General features: G+C 69.3%; 17 protein-coding genes. 8 read left to right on the top strand and 9 right to left on the bottom strand.

Features of this window, described 5'->3' with window-relative positions; all coding sequences use genetic code 11:
• The first annotated feature begins 21 nt into the window (after positions 1 to 21).
• A complete protein-coding gene (locus tag H5J31_RS18320; protein ID WP_181773808.1) occupies positions 22 to 675 on the top strand; it encodes an alpha/beta fold hydrolase in 654 nt (217 codons plus the stop codon).
• A 121-nt stretch (positions 676 to 796) separates the two neighbouring features.
• On the opposite strand, the gene H5J31_RS18315 is transcribed toward H5J31_RS18320, so the two are convergent.
• The gene (locus H5J31_RS18315; RefSeq protein ID WP_181773807.1) at positions 797 to 1,786 is read right to left on the bottom strand and encodes a carbohydrate kinase family protein; all 990 of its coding nucleotides are present in this window, start codon (positions 1,784 to 1,786) and stop codon (positions 797 to 799) included.
• Positions 1,787 to 1,927: 141 nt separating this feature from the next.
• Here H5J31_RS18315 and H5J31_RS18310 point away from each other — a divergent pair, with 141 nt between their 5' ends.
• Positions 1,928 to 2,116, top strand: coding sequence for a hypothetical protein (locus H5J31_RS18310; RefSeq protein WP_181773806.1), 189 nt, complete (start codon positions 1,928 to 1,930; stop codon positions 2,114 to 2,116).
• 87 nt (positions 2,117 to 2,203) lie between these two features.
• Here the strand turns inward: H5J31_RS18310 and H5J31_RS18305 are convergent, their stop codons facing one another.
• Positions 2,204 to 2,581 carry a HesB/IscA family protein gene (locus H5J31_RS18305; protein ID WP_181773805.1) on the bottom strand — a complete coding sequence of 126 codons (378 nt, stop codon included), beginning with the start codon at positions 2,579 to 2,581 and terminating at the stop codon, positions 2,204 to 2,206.
• Positions 2,582 to 2,724: 143 nt separating this feature from the next.
• Here H5J31_RS18305 and H5J31_RS18300 point away from each other — a divergent pair, with 143 nt between their 5' ends.
• Together H5J31_RS18300 and H5J31_RS18295 are read left to right on the top strand one after the other, a co-directional pair.
• Positions 2,725 to 3,381, top strand: coding sequence for a DUF3043 domain-containing protein (locus H5J31_RS18300; protein WP_181773804.1), 657 nt, complete (start codon positions 2,725 to 2,727; stop codon positions 3,379 to 3,381).
• Positions 3,382 to 3,436: 55 nt separating this feature from the next.
• The gene (locus H5J31_RS18295) at positions 3,437 to 4,426 is read left to right on the top strand and encodes an aldo/keto reductase family protein (protein WP_181773803.1); all 990 of its coding nucleotides are present in this window, start codon (positions 3,437 to 3,439) and stop codon (positions 4,424 to 4,426) included.
• A 155-nt stretch (positions 4,427 to 4,581) separates the two neighbouring features.
• On the opposite strand, the gene H5J31_RS18290 is transcribed toward H5J31_RS18295, so the two are convergent.
• The 3 genes from H5J31_RS18290 to H5J31_RS18280 are packed head-to-tail and all read right to left on the bottom strand — an operon-like array spanning position 4,582 to position 6,399.
• Complete coding sequence (locus tag H5J31_RS18290) at positions 4,582 to 4,809, bottom strand: hypothetical protein (RefSeq protein ID WP_181773802.1); 228 nt, start codon at positions 4,807 to 4,809, stop codon at positions 4,582 to 4,584.
• A complete protein-coding gene (locus H5J31_RS18285) occupies positions 4,802 to 5,653 on the bottom strand; it encodes a phosphoribosylaminoimidazolesuccinocarboxamide synthase (RefSeq protein WP_181773801.1) in 852 nt (283 codons plus the stop codon). Before H5J31_RS18285 ends, H5J31_RS18290 begins: the two co-directional genes overlap by 8 nt.
• A complete protein-coding gene (locus H5J31_RS18280; RefSeq protein ID WP_181773800.1) occupies positions 5,650 to 6,399 on the bottom strand; it encodes a GntR family transcriptional regulator in 750 nt (249 codons plus the stop codon). The genes H5J31_RS18285 and H5J31_RS18280 overlap by 4 nt, the downstream gene beginning before the upstream one ends.
• 170 nt (positions 6,400 to 6,569) lie before the next feature.
• Here H5J31_RS18280 and H5J31_RS18275 point away from each other — a divergent pair, with 170 nt between their 5' ends.
• Positions 6,570 to 6,977 carry a hypothetical protein gene (locus H5J31_RS18275; RefSeq protein WP_181773799.1) on the top strand — a complete coding sequence of 136 codons (408 nt, stop codon included), beginning with the start codon at positions 6,570 to 6,572 and terminating at the stop codon, positions 6,975 to 6,977.
• Here H5J31_RS18275 and H5J31_RS18270 read toward each other — a convergent pair.
• The gene (locus H5J31_RS18270; RefSeq protein WP_181773853.1) at positions 6,974 to 7,642 is read right to left on the bottom strand and encodes an IspD/TarI family cytidylyltransferase; all 669 of its coding nucleotides are present in this window, start codon (positions 7,640 to 7,642) and stop codon (positions 6,974 to 6,976) included. The genes H5J31_RS18275 and H5J31_RS18270 overlap by 4 nt on opposite strands.
• Before the next feature lie 92 nt (positions 7,643 to 7,734).
• Between H5J31_RS18270 and cobT the strand changes: the two genes are divergently transcribed.
• Positions 7,735 to 8,811, top strand: coding sequence for a nicotinate-nucleotide--dimethylbenzimidazole phosphoribosyltransferase (gene cobT / locus H5J31_RS18265; RefSeq protein WP_181773798.1), 1,077 nt, complete (start codon positions 7,735 to 7,737; stop codon positions 8,809 to 8,811).
• 177 nt (positions 8,812 to 8,988) lie between these two features.
• Here cobT and H5J31_RS18260 read toward each other — a convergent pair whose 3' ends face one another.
• A complete protein-coding gene (locus tag H5J31_RS18260) occupies positions 8,989 to 10,092 on the bottom strand; it encodes a branched-chain amino acid aminotransferase (RefSeq protein ID WP_181773797.1) in 1,104 nt (367 codons plus the stop codon).
• Between the two features lie 117 nt (positions 10,093 to 10,209).
• Between H5J31_RS18260 and H5J31_RS18255 the strand changes: the two genes are divergently transcribed.
• The gene (locus tag H5J31_RS18255; RefSeq protein WP_181773796.1) at positions 10,210 to 10,521 is read left to right on the top strand and encodes a hypothetical protein; all 312 of its coding nucleotides are present in this window, start codon (positions 10,210 to 10,212) and stop codon (positions 10,519 to 10,521) included.
• Here the strand turns inward: H5J31_RS18255 and H5J31_RS18250 are convergent.
• Both H5J31_RS18250 and H5J31_RS18245 read right to left on the bottom strand, forming a co-directional pair.
• Positions 10,518 to 11,144, bottom strand: coding sequence for a DUF402 domain-containing protein (locus H5J31_RS18250; RefSeq protein ID WP_181773795.1), 627 nt, complete (start codon positions 11,142 to 11,144; stop codon positions 10,518 to 10,520). The genes H5J31_RS18255 and H5J31_RS18250 overlap by 4 nt on opposite strands.
• Complete coding sequence (locus H5J31_RS18245) at positions 11,137 to 12,012, bottom strand: hypothetical protein (RefSeq protein ID WP_328701535.1); 876 nt, start codon at positions 12,010 to 12,012, stop codon at positions 11,137 to 11,139. The genes H5J31_RS18250 and H5J31_RS18245 overlap by 8 nt, the downstream gene beginning before the upstream one ends.
• Positions 12,013 to 12,123: 111 nt before the next feature.
• Between H5J31_RS18245 and H5J31_RS18240 the strand changes: the two genes are divergently transcribed.
• A complete protein-coding gene (locus tag H5J31_RS18240) occupies positions 12,124 to 13,626 on the top strand; it encodes a leucyl aminopeptidase (protein ID WP_181773794.1) in 1,503 nt (500 codons plus the stop codon).
• Positions 13,627 to 13,763 lie beyond the last annotated feature (137 nt).

Raw genomic sequence — 13,763 nt, 5'->3', positions numbered from 1 at the left:
GGTGGAGGCCAGCATGGAGCGATGGACTTCGTCCTCGTGCACGGCACGACGCAGAGCCCGGCAGGCTGGGACCGCGTGGCCAAGTTGCTCAGGGCCGCCGGGCATCGCGCGATCGCGGTGGACCTGCTGACCCCGGCCGATCTGCCTGTCGAGGGCTACGCGCAGCACGCACGGGACCAGTACGACGGCGAACGGCCGGTCGTGGTGGCCCATTCCGGGACCGGGGTCCTGCTCCCCGCGATCGCCGAAGCGCTCGACGCGCGGGCGATGGTGTGGGTCGCCGCCTACATCCCCGATTTCGCCGGTGGCCGGAGCCTGCGCGACGAGGCCGTCTCCCTGTTCGCCCCTGAATGGATCGGCGTGGACCCGACCGCGGATCCCGCGAAGGCGTCGGAGTTCCTTTTCCACGACTGCGACCCCGAGACCGAACATCTGGCGCTGGACAGCCTGCGGCTGTTCAGCCCCGCGGTGCTCGCGGCGCACCACGCCGGGCCCGCGCCGGAGATCCCGTCGACGGTGGTCGGCCCCACGCGTGACCGCACGCTGAAGCCCGAGTGGATGCGTCAGGCCGCCCGGGACCGGCTGGGGGTCACCGCGATCGAGATCGACGCCGGGCACTGCCCGCACATGTCCCGCCCCGCGGAGGTCGCCGGCATCCTGACCGGACGCGCGTGACAGATGCCCGACCCACTCCCCTCACCCCTGCTCGCGCAAGTCCGTGAAGGCCTCCTTGAGGGACGCTGAGTCCCTCAAGGAGGCCTTCACGGACTTAAGGGACGTCAGTGGACCTTTCAGCTCACGCCGGCAGGATCGCGGCGATCTCTTCGGCCGACTCCGGCCCGAAGGCCTCCTTCAGGCGGCCCAAGACGTCTTCACGCTGGAAGGACCATTCCTGCGTGCCGACGGTCTCGAGCACCAGCACGGCGATCAGCGACCCCAGCTGGGCCGAACGCTCCAGGCTGAGGCCGCCGTCGATACCGGCGATGAACCCGGCGCGGAAGCCGTCGCCGACGCCGGTCGGGTCGACCTTGCCGCGCTCCGGGACGGCGCCGATCTGCAGCGCGAGGCCGTCCTTGCCGATGATCTCGACGCCCTTCTCCCCGAGCGTCGTGATCCGCATGCCGACGCGGTCGAGGACGTCGGCCTCGGTCCAGCCGGTCTTCTGGAGCAGCAGCTCCCATTCGTAGTCGTTGCTGAACAGGTACTTCGCGCCCTCGACGAAGGAGCGCACCTGCTCGCCGTCCATCCGGGCGAGCTGCTGCGAGGGGTCGACGGCGAAGGGGTAGCCGCGCTGGCGGCACTCCTCGGCGTGCCGGACCATACCCTCGGGGTCGTCCGGGCTGATCAGCACGAGAGACAGCTCACCGGCGTGCGCGGCGACCGGCTCGAGTTCGATGTTGCGGGATTCGGCCATCGCGCCGGCGTAGAAGGTGGCGATCTGGCAGAGGTCCTCATCGGTGGTGCAGACGAAGCGTGCGGTGTGCGCGACCTCGGACACCAGCACGCCGGCGGTGTCGACACCGTGCCGCTCGAGCCACGAGCGGTAGTCGGCGAAGTCGGAGCCCACCGCACCGACCAGGATCGGGCGCTTGCCCAGGACACCGAGTCCGAAGGCGATGTTCGCGCCGATCCCGCCCCGCCGGACGACGAGGTCGTCGGCCAGGAAGCTCAGGGACACGCGGTGCAGCTGCTCGGCGATGAGCTGCTCGGCGAACCTGCCCGGGAAGTGCATGAGGTGGTCGGTTGCGATACTGCCGGATACTGCGATCCTGGCGCTGTCTGCCACCGGTTCTCCTTGATCGGTCGGCCTCGCCGGAACGAGGACGGCTAAGTTACCCGCAGGTCATGCCCCATACGGGTTGCTTCAAGCACGGCCATGAACACTACCGGTTGGTAGTGGTGTCCTACTCGAACGCGAGTCATTAACTTGTCGTTCGTGACCTCTTCCGCGTATCACCTAGAACCGGAATCGATCGGCGAACTCATCGCCGACTGTGCCGGCATCCCTTCGTCCCTCCAGGCCGAGAACCTGCCCCTGCCCCGGCAGATCGCTCCGCCGTGGACCGTGGACGAGCGGTGCCTCGCCCAGGTCGCCGATCTGGACGCCTACGTCTGATCCGCTGAGAGTCCGCAAGTTCGGCGGGCATGAAGAAGGGCCGCGACCTGGGTGAGGTTCGCGGCCCTTCTTCGTGCCCGATTCGCGTCAGTGGAAGCTGTCGCCGCAGGCGCAGCTACCCGTCGCGTTGGGGTTGTCGATCGTGAAGCCCTGCTTCTCGATCGAGTCGACGAAGTCGATCACGGCGCTGGACACGTACGGCGCGCTCATCCGGTCGACGGCGACGCGGAGGCCGTCGAAGTCCCGGAACAGGTCGCCGTCGAGCGTGCGCTCGTCGAAGAACAGCTGGTAACGCAGACCCGCGCACCCGCCGGGCTGGACGGCGATGCGCAGGTGCATGTCGTCGCGGCCCTCCTGCTCGAGCAGGGCCTTCGCCTTGGAGGCCGCGGAGTCGGTCAACGTGACGCCGTGGGTCTCCTCGGCGGTTTCGGCCTGAGCTGCGCCTGCCTGCTCAGCGGTCGTCATGGTTCTCCCTCTGGTCGAACTCGCTGCGGGTACTCGTCTTGCACATGGTCCAACACGTCGGAGTCCCGATCTGTTCCCCTCCATGGTGACATATCGCTCGGCCTGGTGCGTGGCACCGTGACGCCCGCGACTACCCTGGTGAGGTGAGGTTCCTGCGCCGTAGCACCACAGACTCCGCCACGACCGACACCGAGACCCTCGACAACGAGGCCGTCGAGGTCCAGGCCAAGGCCTATACGCCCGGAAAGGGCAAGGCCACGCCCAAGCGGCGTGAGGCCGAGGCCAAGCGCCGTGGTCCGGTGGCGCCGCCCCCGACCACCATGCGGGAGGCGATGAAGCGCAACAAGGAACTCCGCAAGTCCGCGAAGGCCGACCCGGAGTACAAGGCCAAGCAGCGCAACGCGGCCAAGGAACGCCGCGAGAAGATGATGGCGGGCGACGACAAGTACCTGCTCCCGCGCGACCGCGGGCCGGTCAAGGCCTACATCCGCGACCTCGTCGACTCGCGACGCAACCTGCTCGGTCTCTTCATGCCGCTCGCGATCCTGGTGTTCGTCGCGCTGCTGGTGCCGTACCCGGACGTGCAGCGCTACGCGACCCTGCTGTGCACAGTGATGCTGCTCGGCATGATCGTCGAAGGCGTGCTCAGCGGACGCCGGATCGCGAAGATGGTCCGCCTGAAGTTCCCGAACGAAGTGGTCAAGGGCACCTCGGTCGGCTGGTACTCCTTCATCCGGGCGAGCCAGATCCGCAAGCTGCGCGTCCCGAAGCCGCGGGTCAAGCCCGGCGACAAGGTCTGAGCAGGCGAAACCCAGGTCGTTAGCCTACCTAACGGCCTGGGGTAGAGTCGGGCTCATGGAGTTCCGACGCCTAGGCCGCAGCGGCCTCAATGTCAGTGAGATCTCGTACGGCAACTGGCTCACCCACGGGTCCCAGGTGGAAGAGGACCAGGCGCAGTCCTGCATCAAGGCCGCGCTCGACGCGGGCATCACCACCTTCGACACCGCCGATGTTTACGCCAACACGGCCGCCGAATCGGTACTCGGCCGCGGACTCAAGGGCCTGCGGCGCGAAAGCCTGGAGATCTTCACCAAGGTCTACTGGCCGACCGGCCCCAAGGGTCCCAACGACCAGGGCCTCGGCCGCAAGCACATCATGGAGTCGGCGAACGCTTCGCTGAAGCGACTCGGCACCGACTACGTCGACCTCTACCAGGCGCACCGCTTCGACCGGACCGTCCCGCTCGAAGAGACGTTCCTCGCCTTCGCCGACCTCGTCCGCCAGGGCAAGGTGCTCTACATCGGCGTTTCGGAGTGGACCGCCGAGCAGATCACCCAGGGCGCCGCGATCGCACGCGAGCTGAAGGTGCCGTTCATCTCGAACCAGCCGCAGTACAACGCGCTGTGGCGGGTCATCGAGGCGCAGGTCGTCCCGGCGTCCGAGCGTGAGGGCCTCAGCCAGATCGTCTGGTCGCCGATCGCGCAGGGCGTGCTCACCGGCAAGTACAAGCCCGGTCAGCCGCTGCCCGAGGGCTCCCGCGCGACGGACGAGAAGGGCGGCGCCAACATGGTCGCCCGCTTCCTCAACGACGACGTCCTCGAACGTGTCCAGCGGCTGCAGCCGATCGCGGACAAGGCAGGCCTGTCGCTGGCCCAGCTGTCCGTGGCGTGGGTGTTGCAGAACCCGAACGTCGCTTCGGCGATCATCGGCGCTTCGCGTCCGGAGCAGGTGCACGAGAATGTGAAGGCGGCCGGCGTGAAGCTGGACGCGGATCTTCTCGCCGCCATCGACGAGGCCCTCGACGGCGTCGTCGAGACCGACCCCACCCTGACCCGCTCGCCCTGATCCCCTCCCCCGCACTTAGTCGACCAAATGCGGGGTTGGTCCGTGAAGGCCTCCTTGAGGGTCCATCCATGCCCCCGCCACCGCCCTCAACGGAGGCGCTTCGCGCCACGGGGCTGATTCAAGTCCCTCAAGGAGGCCTTCACGGACTTCGGGCGTCAGTCGCCGTGCACCCGGGACTGGTAAGCGATCTGACCGTCGAGGTCGAGGGCGTCGGCGGGTGCGCGAAGCGGGTCGATTCCCAGTCCCCGCAGCAGCCTGCTCGCCCCGACGACGCGGTCGCCCGCCCGGCCGTCGAGCCGCTCCGGCCGGTGGCCCCGCTGGATCAGCAGGCCCACGACGTCGTCGATCAGCCGGTACGGGTCGTAGACCTGCGGGTCAGGCATGGCCACCACCGGGAACCCAGGTGTTCCCGGTGATCCTCTCGTAGACCTCGGTGTATCGCTTGCGGGTCGCCTCGACGATCTCGTCGGGGATCTCCGGCCCGGGCGGCGTCTTGTCCCAGCCGGTGCTCGCGGACCAGTCGCGGACGAACTGCTTGTCGAACGCGTGCTGCGTCCGCCCCGGCTGCCAGTCGTCGGCGGGCCAGAACCGCGAGGAGTCCGAGGTGAGGACCTCGTCCCCGAGCGTCAGCACACCGTCGGCGTCGAAACCGAATTCGATCTTGGTGTCGGCGATGATGATGCCGTTCTTCGCCGCGTGCTCGGCGCCCTTGGTGTAGACCTCGATCGTCAGGTCGCGGAGACGGTCCGCGGTCTCCTGGCCGATGTCGTTCACGACCTCGGCGAAGGTCATGAATTCGTCGTGTCCGGTGTCGGAGATCTTCGTGGTGGGCGTGAAGATCGGCTCGGGCAGCTTGTCCGCCTCGACGAGACCCGCGGGCAACTCGACCCCGGAGACCTTGCCGTCGCGCTGGTATTCACGCATTCCGAGACCGGTGAGGTAGCCGCGCGCGATGCATTCGACCTGGATCATCTTCAGCGGCTTGCAGCGCATGGCACGGCCGGCGAATTCGGCCGGGACGTCGGTCGTGGAGACGACGTGGTTCGGTACCACGTCGGCCATCTTTTCGAACCACCAGGCGGAAAGCTGGTTCAGCAGCGCGCCCTTGTCCGGGATCGGGGTCGGCAGCGAGACGTCGTAGACCGAAACGCGATCGGACGCGACGAGCAGAATGTCGTCGTCGATTTCGTAAAGGTCCCGGACCTTACCCGCGTGAATGTGCTTCATGCCCCGTCCTCGATGTTGTATTCGTAGAAAACCCACTGATTCGGCAAGGCCGACGATTCGCCGTACTCCAGCACGTCACCCTCCGCGGAGAGAAACCTGTTGCGGCTCAACAAGATCGCCGTACCTTCGGCCACGCCGAGTTCCGCCGCGTCCTCGGCACCCGCCAGCCCCGCGGCGTGCTGAGTATGCGTCGACGTGAGAACCCGCCCGGTCTGATCCGCGACGTATTTGACCGTTCCTTCGACGATCCGCCTGGTCTCGAACAGCAGCGGCGACTTCGCCGCGAGCGCGCCGTCGAACCAGGAGACCGACGTCGACACCGGCACTTCGTCGCCGGCGTACGTGGTCCGCCGCCGCCGGATCGCGGGAGCGCCCTCGTCGATACCGAGCGCGTCCGCCACCCGCTCCGGCGCCGGGACGAGCCCGGCCTCACGGATTTTCGCGTAGTGGCCCGGTGGATAGACCTTGCCGGTTCGCGCGATCGAGATCGTCCGATCGTGCGCGGAGCGGTGCAGCGCTCTGGTCTGCACCACTGTCCCGATGCCGCGTACCGCGCGGACCAGACCTTCGGCCCGCAATGTCGAGAGCACCTTCATCGCCGTCGCCATGGCGACGTTCCAGTTCCTCGCGATCTCGCGCGCGGACGGCACCGCGTCGCCTTCCTTGAGCCTGCCCGAAACGATGTCGTCGCGAATGTTTCCCGCGATCTGGAGATACGGCGGTTCAGGTCGTTCGACGGCGGGCAAGGTGACTCCTAACAAGGTCGCGCGGTGCGCACAAGCGTTCTAGCACACCCATGGACGAGCACCAAGGATCCTGCTCACACCCCATTATTACGTACTAGTACACATTCTGGACGGTGCTCTAGTACACCTGTTACTCTCCGCAGAGTTCCCGAAACCCGTTGGGGGGCTCGATGAACCATCTGAGCATCGACGAACTGCTCGAAGAGCTTCGAAGACGCCGGTGGGTCGTCTACATCTTCGGCCCCCGGGAGGAGCCCGAAGTCTGCGCCGCGGTGTTCCAATGGGAGACCTGCGCCGATGTCCTGGTCCTGCGCGGTGAGGAACGGGCGAGCGCCTACCGGGTCACCACACTCCCCGACACGGACGTCTTCCAGCCCGCACTCGTCTCGTGGCAGTACCACTCCACGGCCGACTGGACGCTGCGCGCGGTGCTCACCATCCCGCCGCCCGGCGACGTCGCGGCGCCGATCCAGTTGCTGCAACCACATCCGGACTGCGCGATCCCGATGGACGCGCGCCAGCCGGTCACCATCCTGCCGGCCAACGGAACCGGCAAGGCCGACCAGGGAGATCCCTAACCTCGGCCGATCACCTGCTCGGCGACAACGAGGTCGTGCGGGTAGGTGATCTTGAGGTTCTCCGCGCTGCCCGGAACCCACCGCACCGGCAGCGCGGAGAACCTTTCCATGCACGAAGACGTGTCCGTGCCGACGAAACCCTCGCGCTCGGCCGTTTCGTACGCCTCCAGCAACGGGGCCGCGCGGAAACCCTGTGGTGTCTGCACCCGGATGGCGCCCGGCAATTCCCCGGAAACGGTGTCACCGTCCACACGCACGATGTCGTCGGCGGCGATGCCGGGCACCGCTCCCCCATACCGCCGCGTGTCGGCGAGGACGTCCGCGATCAGTTCCGGGGTGACGAGCGGACGGGCCGCGTCGTGCAGCAGCACCGCGTCGATCTCGCCGCTTCCGATCCGGGAAGCCAAGTGGCGCAAGGCGTTCAGCTCCGAACCCTGACGCGTCGCGCCACCGTGCACGAGTTCGACCTCACCCGGATGCGCGGCGAGCACCTCCCGCGCGAGCTCGGTGTCCTGCGGCCGGATGACCAGCACGAGCACGTCGATGCCGGGTACGCGGGCGAAGGCGTCGAGCGACCACGCGACGACCCGCCTGCCCGCCACCGGCAGGTAGACCTTGTTGAGCTTGGCGCCGACCCGGGTGCCCGCACCGCTCGCGAGCACCACCCCGGCCGCCTTCGTCTGAGCCACAGGCAACTCTGGCACAGCCGGGTCGGTAGGTTGGGCCCGGCCACCGAAGCGATCCGAAGGGCAAGGCGTTGGACGACGAAATCCTCGAGTTCGCCGAAGTCGAGCAACCTGATGAACACGCACGCTCGGCGGCGATCGCCCTCCACTCGAAATTGATCAAGCCCGCGGGCTCGCTGGGCAGGCTCGAAGAACTGGGCGTCTGGGTCGCGGCCTGCCAGGGCCAGTCACCGCCTCGCCCGTTCACGCGGCCCCGCGTCGTGGTGTTCGCCGGGGACCACGGCATCGCCGCGAAGGGCGTCTCGGCCTATCCGGGCGAGGTCACCGCGCAACTCGTCGGCAGCATGCTGACCGGTGGCGCGGCGATCAACGTGCTGGCGGCCTCCGCCGGCGCGAGCGTCCGGGTCGTCGACATGGCCGTGGACAGCGACGCCCCCGCGACGCGGTCCATCGGCGAGTACAAGGTGCGGCGCGGCTCCGGCTCCATCGACGTCGAAGACGCCCTGACCGACGAAGAGGCGCGCGCCGCCGTCCGCGCGGGCCGGGCGATCGCCGACGCCGAGGTCGACGGCGGGGCCGACCTGCTCATCGCGGGCGACCTCGGGATCGGGAACAGCACCCCGGCCTCGGTCCTGGTCGCGGCGCTGACCGGCAGCGAACCGGTGGCCGTCGTCGGCCGCGGATCGGGTATCGACGACAACGCCTGGATGCGCAAGGCCGCCGCCGTCCGCGACGCGCTCCGGCGGGCCCGGACGGTACTGGCCGACCCGGTCGCTCTCCTGCGCACCGCCGCCGGCGCCGACATCGCCGCGATGACCGGATTCCTCGCGCAGGCCTCGCTCCGCAAGACCCCTGTGATCCTGGACGGCCTGGTCGCCGCCGCGGCCGCGCTGGTCGCCGAGGAACTCGTGCCCGGCGCGCGGCAATGGTGGACCGCCGGCCAGCTCGGCGGCGAACCCGCGCACGCGCTCGCGCTGGAGCACCTCGACCTGGACCCGATCCTGGACCTGGACGTCCGGCTCGGCGAGGGAACGGGCGCGGTCGTCGCGCTGCCGCTGGTGTTCATGGCGACGCGGGTGCTCGCGGAGATGGCGACGCACGAGCAGTCCGGGGTGAGCGGGCCGCTGATCGACGTCCCCGCCACCTGACGCTTCGCATTTAGTCCTCTGAATGCGGGCCGTCTTCGGTCCCGGAAGTCCGTGAAGGCCTCCTTCCCTACCTTGAGCGTAGGGAAGGAGGCCTTCACGGCACTCTTGCCGGTCTGCGGACCGGCGAGGGCTCAGCTCCCTCTCGCGTTTAGTCCTCTGAATGCGGACCGCCGAAGATCAGCCCAGCGGGTACATCCAGCCTTCCGGGGCGGGCCGCGTGCCCTCCTGGATGCCGGTCAGCGCGCCGCGCAGCTTCATGGTCAGTTCGCCCGGCTGGCCGCCGGCGACGGAGAACTCCCCGCCCGCGTGCTTCACGTGCCCGACCGGCGTGATGACGGCCGCGGTCCCGCAGGCGAACACCTCGGTCAGCTCACCCGACGCGGCGGCCTTTTCCCACTCTTCGGTGGAGATCCGACGCTCCTCGACCTGGTGGCCGAGCGACTTCGCCAGCTCCAGCAGTGACTTGCGGGTGACGCCCGGCAGCAGCGAGCCGGTCAGTTCCGGGGTCACGACGCGGGCTTCGTCGCCGGAGCCGAAGACGAAGAACAGGTTCATCCCGCCCATCTCCTCGACCCAGCGCCGCTCGACGGCGTCGAGCCAGACGACCTGGTCGCAGCCCTTTTCGACGGCCTGCGCCTGCGCCACGAACGACGCCGCGTAGTTGCCGGCGCATTTCGCCTCGCCGGTGCCGCCGGGGACGGCGCGCACGTACTCGGTGGAGAGCCAGACGCTCACCGGCTTGACGCCGCCGGAGAAGTACGAGCCGGCGGGCGAGCCGATCAGCGCGTAGAGGTACTCGTTCGCGGGACGGTTGACGCCGAGCCCGGCCTCGGTGGAGATCATGAACGGCCGCAGGTACAGCGACTCGCCCTGCTTCGTCGGGATCCAGCGGTTGTCGACGGCGATCAGTTCACGGATCGAGTCGAGGAACACCTCCACCGGCAGCTGCGGCATGGCGAGCCGCTCGGCCGAGTTCCGGAACCGGACAGCGTTGGCGTCGGGCCGGAAGGCCGCGACGGTGCCGTCCGGTTGACGGTACGCTTTGAGGCCTTCGAAGATCGCCTGGCCGTAGTGCAGCACGGAGGTCGCCGGGTCCAGCGTGAAAGGCGCGTACGGCCCGACGGTCGCGTCGTGCCAGCCCTGCTCGGCGCTCCACTTCACGGTCACCATGTGATCGGTGAAGTACAGACCGAAACCGGGTGCGGCCAATACGTCCGCGACGCGTTCCGGGCTCGCGGGGCTCGGGTGCGGGAGGTGGGTGAACTGCGTCGAGGTCGTCATGCCTAAGACGATAACGCTTGGTCGGACCCACGTTAGTCGGACGTCCGCATATCTTTACCTCTCGCGATCTGTCCATCGCGACGAACGGATGAGGGCTCGCGCCCCTAGGATGGGTTCGTGACGTACAACCAGATGCAGCCCGCACACCCGGCGCGACCGGCCACCGTCGGCAAGGGTGCCGACGTCAAGACGTTCGCGACGGCGGTGCTGCTCACCTTCGGCACCGGCCTGCTGATGATGGACGGCTGGGCCCTGCTGGACAGCGGCTTCGGCGCGTTCCTCGGCCTGGTCGGGGGCGGCTTCGGCATCTTTTGGTGGCGCAGCATCCACGGCAAGGTGTTCCCGCGTGAACTGTCCACCAAGTCGGTGGTCATCCTTACCGTGATCAACGTCGTGCTGGTGCTGCTGCTCCTCCTCCAGGTGAGCTAGAGCAGCCCCTCGGGGAGAACGGGCGCCCGCCAGTCCGGCTCCGGCCGGAAGTCGGTCCAGGTGCCGTCGAAGGGGAACGACCCGGCGTCCGCGAGCGCCCCGATGCGCTCGCCTTCGGCCCTCAGCCGCTCCAACTGCGCGGCGGTGATCCGCCCGGCGAGGACGGCCTCCTCGGCCTCGTCCTCGTCCTTCCACTGCCAGCTTCCGCCGGGTTCGACGGCGACGTCGAGGATGCCGTCGATCCGGTCGGGCCCGGACGACGTGCGCCCCATCGGGACCTCGAGGTTGACGTACCAGTTGAGGAAGCGTCCCGCGGCGTCGAAGAACCACCAGACCGACGACCATTCGTCGTCGGCGATCCGGCGCAGCGTCGAGGTGTCGCGCCAGAAATCCGGCACCCGCACCCTCGGCACCCGGAACCGCTCCTCGAGCGGCGCCTCGCGGAAGAGCCGTCCGTCGGCGAGCCTGCTGCCGATGATCGGGGTGTCGGCCGGGAGCCAGCCGAGCAGCACTTCGCCGTCGTCGGCGATGACGCGCAGCGGGTGATGCTGACCGATCGAGCCGTCCGGCCGGAGGAAGCGCTCGACGACCGTGTCGCCCGGGGTCCAGAGAGGATCACGCACGCCTTGCACGGTACCCACGGGCGCGGACCCGCAGAACCAGTTCCGCGACCGTTCCCACTCCCGCGAGCCCGAGGGCCACGACCGGCCCAGCGAAGGCCGCCGCGACGGCCACGATCAGTCCACAAGCGAGTGTCGCCTTCGGACGTTCCGGGGACAGCCGCTCCCGGCCCTCGGTGAAGGCGTCCACCGCGACCGGCACGGTCGCCACCGCGACCACCACCGAAAGCACGGGCAGCAGCGAGACCGCGTCGGCCGCGGCGAGGAGTTCGCGGAACGACGTCGCGGAGAGTCCCAGCCGGATCGGTCCCAGCTGGTAGAGGGCGACGCCGACGATCACCACGGCCACCAGGCCCACCGCGGCCGCGCGGCCCGCGCCGGGACGGCGGGGCAGCAGGAACGGCAGCAGCACCAGGACGGCGAGGCCGAGACCGGGTACGGACGGCGGATCCGGCGCGATGAACTGCGCCAGCGGCGGGATGGCGACGCAGATCGCGATCAGGGAGGCGGCCGCCACGAGCAGCACGCCGGTGACCCAGCGGGCGGCGTGGTCGCCGAGGCGGACCCCGGCGAGATCGGCGACGGCCGCGACGACGGCGAACACCGCCGCGGCGATGCCCGGAGCGGACGGAAACAGGTACTGGCCGAACGTCGTCGCGAAGACGAGGACGAGGCCCAGCCGCGAAACGGAGCCCACGATCCGATCCGCTCGCGTCTCCCCCAGCGGCGGCAGCAACGCCTCCGCCGCGACGGCGACCAAGACCGCGACCACCGCCGCGAGCAGCACCCAATAGTCCGCTCCGGAGGTGCCCACCGCGAGTGCGATGAACAGACCGCCCGCCAGCCGCACGCCGTCTCCCTTCCTGTACACCGAGTGACCCGGTCGGCCCCGCTGTTCCCCCAGGTCCCGCTGTCATTAGCATGGCTCACGATCCAACCGGGCACCCGCCCGGTACCACCGCGAACGCGCGAGGAGCCAGAAGTGACCGTGCCGAAGCTTGCCCTGACCGAGAACGCCGAAGCGGCGCTTGCCAAGACGCGCGCCGACGTCGTCGTCATCGGAACCCTGCAGGGCGAGGACGGCCTGGCGCTCGCCGCCGGCTCCTCCGTTGCCGATGCCGCCTTCGACGGCAAACTCGCCGACGTCCTCGGGACGCTGGGCGCGTCCGGCAAGGCCGACGAGGTCGTCAAGGTCCCGACGCTGGGCAAGCTGTCCGCCGGTGTCGTGCTGGCCGTCGGCCTCGGCAAGGCGGGCGAGAACGGCGTCACCGCCGAGCAGGTCCGCCGGGGCGCGGGTGCCGCGGCGCGGGCGCTGAGCGGCACCGACCGCGCGTTCGTCACACTGTCGGCGATCGACCTGCAGGCCGCCGTCGAGGGCACCGCGCTCGGCGCGTACACCTTCACCGCGTACCGCTCCGAGAAGGGCGACGGCCCGGTCGCCAAGGTCGACTTCGTGAGCCCCGAAGAGGGCACCGCGAAGGACCACAAGGCGACCCTCAAGGCCGCCACCCTGATCGCGGAGTCGGTGATCATCGCCCGCGACCTGATCAACACCCCGCCGAACGACCTGTTCCCGGCCTCCTTCGCCGACCGCGCGAAGACCCTGGCCGAGGCGAACAACCTCGAATTCGAGGTCCTCGACGAAAAGGCGCTCAAGCGCAAGGGCTTCGGCGGCATCCTCGGCGTCGGCGGCGGCTCCTCCCGTCAGCCGCGTCTGCTGCGTCTCGCCTACAAGCCGGCGAAGGCGTCGAAGAAGGTCGCGCTGGTCGGCAAGGGCATCACCTTCGACTCGGGCGGCATCTCGATCAAGCCCGCCGCGAACATGGACCACATGACCTCGGACATGTCGGGCGCGGCCGCCGTGCTCGCCTCCGTGGTGCTGGCCGCGAAGCTGAAGTACCCGCTCGAGGTCGTCGCGCACATCCCGCTGGCGGAGAACCTGCCCTCGGCCACCTCGTACCGGCCGGGCGACGTGCTCAGCATGTACGGGGGCAAGACCGTCGAGGTGCTCAACACCGACGCCGAAGGCCGTCTCGTGCTGGCCGACGCGATCGTGCGCGCGGGCGAGGAGAACCCCGACTACCTGATCGAGACCTCGACGCTGACCGGCGCGCAGCTCGTCGCGCTGGGCAACCGCACCGCGGGTGTCATGGGCTCGGACGAGTTCCGCGACCGGATCGCCGGTATCGCGCAGGCGACCGGTGAGGGCGGCTGGGCCATGCCGCTGCCGGAGGAACTGCGCGCCGACCTCGACTCGCGTCTCGCCGACCTGGCGAACGTGACCGGGCACCGCTGGGGCGGCATGCTCGCCGCGGGCATCTTCCTGCGCGAGTTCGTCGCCGACGGCCTGCCCTGGGCGCACATCGACATCGCGGGCCCGTCGTTCAACACCGCCGGCCCGTGGGGCTACACCGGCAAGGGCGGCACCGGCGTCCCGGTCCGCACCATCGCCGCCGTCCTCGCGGACATCGCCGCCAACGGCTGATCCTCGCGCGTGAAGGCCCTCTTCCCTCTGCTCAGCCGAGGGAAGAGGGCCTTCACGCGTTTCACTCCAGAGGCGTGTCCACGAGCTGGCCGAACGCCGGCCCGCAGGGTCCCGCTCAGTGTCCGATGTGGACGGTG

The organism is Amycolatopsis pittospori (assembly GCF_013870525.1).
Classification (GTDB): Bacteria; Actinomycetota; Actinomycetes; order Mycobacteriales; family Pseudonocardiaceae; genus Amycolatopsis; species Amycolatopsis pittospori.
Note: the sequence above shows the minus strand (reverse complement) of the source record. Positions and strands in the feature narration are given on the sequence as shown.